At 40.2% G+C, this 3,162-nt stretch carries 2 protein-coding genes; one reads left to right on the top strand and one right to left on the bottom strand.

Going from position 1 to position 3,162, the window contains the following annotated elements; genetic code table 11:
• Positions 1 to 253 precede the first annotated feature (253 nt).
• Positions 254 to 763 carry an allophycocyanin subunit beta gene (gene apcB, locus FFR48_RS26555; RefSeq protein WP_096567250.1) on the bottom strand — a complete coding sequence of 170 codons (510 nt, stop codon included), beginning with the start codon at positions 761 to 763 and terminating at the stop codon, positions 254 to 256.
• A gap of 630 nt (positions 764 to 1,393) precedes the next feature.
• Here apcB and glnA point away from each other — a divergent pair.
• Positions 1,394 to 2,827 carry a type I glutamate--ammonia ligase gene (glnA, locus tag FFR48_RS26550; RefSeq protein ID WP_096567252.1) on the top strand — a complete coding sequence of 478 codons (1,434 nt, stop codon included), beginning with the start codon at positions 1,394 to 1,396 and terminating at the stop codon, positions 2,825 to 2,827.
• The last annotated feature ends 335 nt before the right edge of the window (positions 2,828 to 3,162 follow it).

The following is a 3,162-nucleotide window of genomic DNA, read 5'->3' as shown; positions in this document are numbered from 1 at the left end:
TTAATACTCCTGGTCGGTATTTTACCGCCCTTTTTTTTATTTTATCATCACCTGAATAAACATCCCGATTCTGATAATTATCAAAAAAAGTAAACGCACCTTGACTAAATAGCCAAAGTGCGATCGCAAAAATCTTTTGATATCTAAAATTAATCAACGCAAAATGGCAGACATCAACAGACAATGAAAACAAAATGACGAAAAAGACATTAACGCCTCCTGCCTTGTGCCTTCTACTTCCTGCCTCATGCCATTACACATCCTGTTCACTCAACTCACGAGTGATGTGATCAAAAGGTTCATCCACAAAAGCAGTATTAGGCACACCAGCAGCCGCTACCTGCTCCTTAACAATATCCTTCATAATTTGCACACCGCGCACTGTGGGAGCAATAGGAACACCCAAAGAATTATAAGTTTCCCGTAAACCTTGCAAAACACGCTCATCCAACACATTCATGTTAGCAGCCACCAGCGCGTAAGTAGCATAACGTAGGTAATAATCCATATCACGCAAACAAGCAGCATAACGGCGAGTTGTATAAGCATTACCACCAGGACGAATTAATTCGGGTAATTCCTCAAACAACTTAGAACCAGCTTGTTTCACAATAGCTGCTGCATTAGCATTAATCGCTGCTGCTGCTTGTACTCTAGCTGTACCAGTTGCAAAATAAGACGTAAGACTATCAATCGCATTCCGGTCAAAATATTTTCCGGCTACGTCATAATTCTTAATTAAAGTTGTAACTGCATCGCGCATTCTGTATTTCTCCCAATCGTGACTATGCTATGGTTTGATATTAATTTGGTTGCACTTTTGCACCTGTAAAGTTTTGTGCCATAGCCATAAAATAGTTGTGGCACAAAAGTATTCATCCATTACATAAGGATTTTAAGCCAAAGTTGACCCCGATAAGATGAAGTTTCTTGTTTTGTGCAGATTTAGCAAGAAAGGTTAACATAACCTATAAACCAGACAATCTGTAACAAAAAATACATAATTATCTTATCTCTACTCTTTACGATATCTAAGGTGGTGTGTCAAAACTTGGGTTAATTCACCCGGTCTACTAGCCAATTATGGTAGTAAATTGGTGACTATAGATATATTTTATCCCAGTAAAGACGTTATACATAACGTCTCTACATCTAGTTGTGGTAAGTAAAAATTATGACTGTCATGGTCTGGCTACAACTAATTTCAGGAAAAAGCGGTTAAATTAACCGTGTTCACCTGTGGACTAAATAGTTCCAACACTTTTAGTTAGAATGAAACAGGAAGCAAAAGCTGGCTTTCGTTAGCAATAGTTAGCTTTTTTATATCAGTTAAGATGCTTTGGCAGAAACTGATTTTATTTTAGACAATTGGCTACAGAAGGAGTAACAAACAATGACAACGCCACAAGAAGTCTTGAAAATGATTCGGGACCAAAACATTCAGATGATCGATCTGAAGTTTATTGATACACCAGGAACTTGGCAGCATCTCACGGTTTACTATAACCAAATTGACGAAAGTTCATTTACTGACGGTGTACCTTTCGATGGTTCTAGTATCCGGGGTTGGAAGGGTATCGAAGAATCTGACATGACAATGGTGTTAGATCCCAACACAGCTTGGATCGACCCTTTCATGGCAGAACCAACTCTAAGTATTATTTGTAGCATTAAAGAACCACGCACAGGCGAATGGTATAACCGTTGTCCCCGTGTGATTGCTCAGAAAGCAGTAGACTATCTTGCTTCTACAGGTCTTGGTGACACTGCCTTTTTCGGTCCAGAAGCGGAATTTTTCATCTTTGATGATGTCCGCTATGACCAAACCGCTAACTCCGGTTACTACTATGTAGATTCTGTAGAAGGTCGTTGGAACACAGGTAGAAAGGGTAAAAATGGTGAAGTAGATGGTCCTAACCTGGGTTACAAAACCCGTTTCAAAGAAGGTTATTTCCCTGTACCACCTACAGACACCTTCCAGGACATCAGAACAGAAATGTTGTTGACAATGGCTAAATGTGGCGTACCCATTGAAAAACAACACCACGAAGTTGCTACTGGTGGTCAGTGTGAACTTGGTTTCCGCTTCGGTAAGCTGATCGAAGCTGCTGACTGGTTAATGACTTACAAATACGTCATCAAAAACGTGGCGAGAAAATACGGCAAAACCGTTACTTTCATGCCCAAACCTATTTTTGGTGATAATGGTTCTGGTATGCACTGTCACCAGTCCATTTGGAATAATGGTAAACCCCTATTTGCTGGTGACAAGTATGCAGGTATGAGCGAAATGGGTCTTTACTACATCGGTGGTATCCTCAAACACGCTCCAGCTTTATTGGCTATCACCAACCCCACTACAAACTCTTACAAACGTCTCGTACCTGGTTACGAAGCACCTGTTAACTTGGCTTATTCTCAAGGAAACCGTTCTGCTTCTGTACGTATTCCTTTAACTGGTGACAACCCCAAAGCTAAACGGTTAGAGTTCCGCTGTCCTGATGCTACTTCTAACCCTTACTTAGCTTTTGCAGCTATGCTTTGCGCTGGTATTGATGGTATTAAGAACAAAATCCATCCTGGTGAACCTTTAGACAGAAATATCTATGAACTGTCTCCTGAAGAATTAGCTAAGATTCCTTCTACTCCTGGTTCTTTGGAATTAGCTTTGGAAGCATTGGAAAATGACCACGCTTTCTTAACTGAAACTGGTGTATTCTCAGAAGATTTCATCCAAAACTGGATTGACTACAAGCTTGCTAACGAAGTTAAGCAAATGCAGTTGCGTCCTCATCCCTACGAATTCTTCTTATATTACGATTGCTAATTACAAGCCGTATAGCGGTTTTCGTTGTGATATCAAACGCAAAAGGAGTACAACCTACTTGTACCCCTTATCAATTTTTAGCCACCTCAGAGGGTGGCTTTTTTATTCTTCAATTTCATAGCCTGTCTGTTTTAGTGCCTTCGCCAAAATATTGATTGCAGCGTCACGACAATTTTCAACACCTATCTACTCAAATCAAGACTGTTAGCTGCTATATAAAACCTAGACAAAGCTAGACTTTACTTTCTACTTCAACGGGAGCATGGGAGCAGTTATCCCTCAGTAGACTTGCACGCCTTAGCCAGACGCGATATTTCTCAAGTTAAGATTTACAA

Origin of the sequence: Sphaerospermopsis reniformis, from assembly GCF_005402885.1 — a bacterium.
Classification (GTDB): domain Bacteria; phylum Cyanobacteriota; class Cyanobacteriia; order Cyanobacteriales; family Nostocaceae; genus Sphaerospermopsis; species Sphaerospermopsis kisseleviana.
The sequence above is the reverse complement of the archived record's forward strand: the minus strand, read 5'-3'. Positions and strand labels throughout refer to the sequence as shown.